This is a genomic window from Lachnoclostridium sp. MSJ-17 (assembly GCF_018918205.1).
Classification (GTDB): Bacteria; Bacillota; Clostridia; order Oscillospirales; family Acutalibacteraceae; genus Ruminococcoides.
The window spans coordinates 1-2,655 of sequence record NZ_JAHLQB010000102.1; the positions used below are offsets into that span (position 1 = coordinate 1).

Here is a 2,655-nt window from a genome sequence, read left to right on the forward strand (position 1 = left end):
GATATCCCATCGTGTAAACGAGTAAGACCCCTTGAAGACTACGAGGTTGATAGGCTGCGTGTGTAAGTGCCGTGAGGCATTCAGCTTGGCAGTACTAATAGGTCGAGGGCTTGACCATATGAACACTGAACTTTGGTCAGTCAGTATTTACTTCTTCAATTTATCTCTTCTTTATTCAGTTTTCAGGGCACTTGCCCAAGCGGGCGGAAACGGCGTGCGGGAAGAACATTCCAAACAATGTTTGAAAGAGCGCGAGAGCGAAACGAGAGTGTCTGATGAACGAATAATTCGGGACACCGACGTAAAGCTGTGAATCCGACTTATCCGTCCCGAATTTAAAAAATGCACCATTAGCTCAGTTGGTAGAGCACCTGACTCTTAATCAGGGTGTCCCGGGTTCGAGCCCCTGATGGTGCACCAAAACTCAAGGGGCTCACATCAATGAGTCCCTTGAATAAAATGGCTCGTTGGTCAAGCGGTTAAGACTCCGGCCTCTCACGCCGGCAACGCGGGTTCGATTCCCGCACGAGTCACCAAATTGTTTGAAACACGTTATCATTTGATGACGTTTCGATACTGATTCTGTTTTCGGAATCGAACCCGAGAGGGTTTGAGCGTTAAGAAAACAGTCCGGTGGACTGTTTTTAGCTCAAAGCGGTGAGCATCTGTGATGCGAGCCATCAAGAGCGAAGCGCTTGGTCGATTCCCGCACGAGTCACCACTTATATATTCCTCCATAGCTCAGTCGGTAGTGGCTGCGTACATTTAAGTACCTGACATTAGACTGAATTTTAGAGGTTATTTCGGAGAAATCCGAACAAATTACCGATATTCCTCCATAGCTCAGTCGGTAGAGCGAGTAGATAGAAAAATACCCGATTCTATTGCTTGGCTAATGATAGGAAAATAGTTGGGATTTATGCAAACTCAACAAAAAAACTTCGGAGAAATCCGAGAAAAATTGTATATTCCTCCATAGCTCAGTCGGTAGTGTTACTGTCACTCTAAACGTCCGAGTATAATTTGACCGAAATGCTTGATTTTCAGCATTTATGAGGTAAAATTATAGTACACTAAAGTCTTGGCTTTGATATAAAGACGAAAAAGTCTTGAGGTAAACATTCCTCCATAGCTCAGTCGGTAGAGCGCATGACTGTTAATCATGATGTCACTGGTTCGAGCCCAGTTGGGGGAGCCAAAAACTCGCTACAAATTAATTGGTGTTGATGACGCTGAGGGTCCACCCGTTCCCATACCGAACACGGAAGTTAAGCTCAGTGGTGCCGAAAATAGTGCCTTGGCGACGAGGTGTGAAAATAGGGAGATGCCAATACTTGTAGCGAGTTTTCCTATATCTAATGAAGCTGACTTTTACAGTCGGCTTTTTTTATTTTGCGAATTACTCATTAGTAATCCTCCTTTAATTTGCCAACCGCCTCACTGACCTAATTAAAAGGGGCGGTTGGTACATAAGTAAATTTGAGAGCCAATCATTATATTTCTAATTTAGTTTTAGAAGTATAGTGATTGGCTCTTTTTTTGTTGTAAATATTTTTAAGAGGTGATTATTTTGTATGTAGATCCTATGCTTTATGCAGCCGAAGAATTAGCAAACGCTGTTATCATTCAAGCGGCAATAGATTACAGACAAGCCATGAAAAGGTTTATGTGGATGTCATTGTACATGAGAATAAAGAAGGGCAGAAAAGACCGCTTAGTCTGATTTTCGAAGATGGGAAGTCCTATTTGATTGATCGTTTGATTCAGGTTAAACGCTGTGCGGCTATGAAAGTCGGCGGGACCGGAATCCGATATACGGTATCAATATTAGGAATCTGTACTGCGGACACTGTGGTAGAAAACTGATTGCTACCACTCATACATACTACTATGACAGAGCAGACGGCACGAGAGTGAAAACGGTAAAACAAAGGTATATCTGCACCAACAGTGGACGAGATAGAGGTATATGCAATGGTCAAGGCGCTTATCTCGCAGAGAAAGTTGACGAAGTGGTACTCGAAGTCGTCAGAAAATACCTTGACGCCATAAAGGTAACTCCCAAGAGCCTAACCATGGAAAAGCAGTATAAAGCTGAAATCGCTGACACGAAGAAACGGAAAAAGAAGATTGAAGCTGAGCTTGAAAAGCTGAAAAAACAGTCAGTGAAGCTCTCTGCTGAAATCGGTAAAGTATTAATAGGGGAGAGCAATTATACCTCAGATATGCTTACAACCTCTATCAATGTTACCAATCAAGCGATTGCTGAAAAAGAAAATGAAATAGCTGAAATAGAGCTCAAGCTTGCCAATCAACAAGATGATATAGGCAAGCTTGATTTCTATTATGACGAGTTTATGTCATGGGCGGATGAATTCGATCTGAGCACTAATGAAGAGCGAAAGATGATTATCTGCAAGCTGATAAAACAGATAAGGCTATACAAAGGATATCAGTTCGAAATCGACTTCGACAGTGACTACAAGAGATTCCTCAAGGAATTTACGATGGCATCTTAATAACACGCTATATCAAAAGGGGCTGGCTCAAAACTTGAAAGAGTTTTGGGCCAGTTTTTTGCAAAAAAATACGAGAGGCTATGAAACCTCTCGCAGTTGGTGTATCTCCTCGGGTTTACTGAATGAAAAACAGGGG

General features: G+C 42.4%; 1 protein-coding gene, 3 tRNA genes and 2 rRNA genes. All 6 read left to right on the top strand.

Going from position 1 to position 2,655, the window contains the following annotated elements; genetic code table 11:
• Nucleotides 1-118 (top strand): 23S ribosomal RNA (locus KQI64_RS08530); the annotation flags it as partial.
• A 226-nt stretch (nucleotides 119-344) separates the two neighbouring features.
• Nucleotides 345-420: transfer RNA gene (locus tag KQI64_RS08535), tRNA-Lys, on the top strand.
• Nucleotides 421-461: 41 nt separating this feature from the next.
• A tRNA-Glu gene (locus KQI64_RS08540) sits at nucleotides 462-536 on the top strand.
• 586 nt (nucleotides 537-1,122) lie between these two features.
• Nucleotides 1,123-1,198 (top strand) — tRNA-Asn (locus tag KQI64_RS08545).
• Between the two features lie 18 nt (nucleotides 1,199-1,216).
• A 5S ribosomal RNA gene (rrf, locus tag KQI64_RS08550) occupies nucleotides 1,217-1,333 on the top strand.
• A gap of 502 nt (nucleotides 1,334-1,835) precedes the next feature.
• The gene (locus KQI64_RS08555) at nucleotides 1,836-2,519 is read left to right on the top strand and encodes a zinc ribbon domain-containing protein (RefSeq protein ID WP_301282429.1); all 684 of its coding nucleotides are present in this window, start codon (nucleotides 1,836-1,838) and stop codon (nucleotides 2,517-2,519) included.
• Nucleotides 2,520-2,655: the final 136 nt, after the last annotated feature.